Annotated in this window: 1 protein-coding gene; it reads right to left on the bottom strand. The window is 70.0% G+C overall.

Features of this window, described 5'->3' with window-relative positions; genetic code table 11:
- Positions 1 to 317, bottom strand: a 317-nt coding sequence (locus tag WN73_RS11515) for an AMP-binding enzyme (protein ID WP_271552818.1), incomplete at both ends; no start/stop codon positions are given.

The raw sequence follows: 317 nt of genomic DNA, 5'->3' as shown, positions 1-317 counted from the left end.
TCGATCTCGCCTTGCGGCGGCTCATAGGCGCGATGCGCATACGCCTCATCGTCCGGCGCAGCCAGCGCCTTGCGGTCCAGCTTGCCGTTCACCGTCAGCGGCAGCGCCGCCAGCCGCACGAACGCCGATGGCACCATGTACTCCGGCAGGTGCGCACTTATGTGGGCGCGCAAGGCGCCGGCAAGCTCGCTTCCCTCCAGCCCGTTCGAAGCTGCTTCCGGCGCGCACACCACATAGGCGACAAGACGCTGCTCGCCGCCGGGGCCCTCGTGCGCCACCACCACCGCCTCGCGCACGAACGGGTGCTCGCAAAGCCG

It is taken from the genome of Bradyrhizobium sp. CCBAU 45394 (assembly GCF_028128655.1).
Lineage (GTDB): Bacteria > Pseudomonadota > Alphaproteobacteria > Rhizobiales > Xanthobacteraceae > Bradyrhizobium > Bradyrhizobium diazoefficiens.
This window is presented reverse-complemented; position numbering and strand designations above follow the sequence as displayed.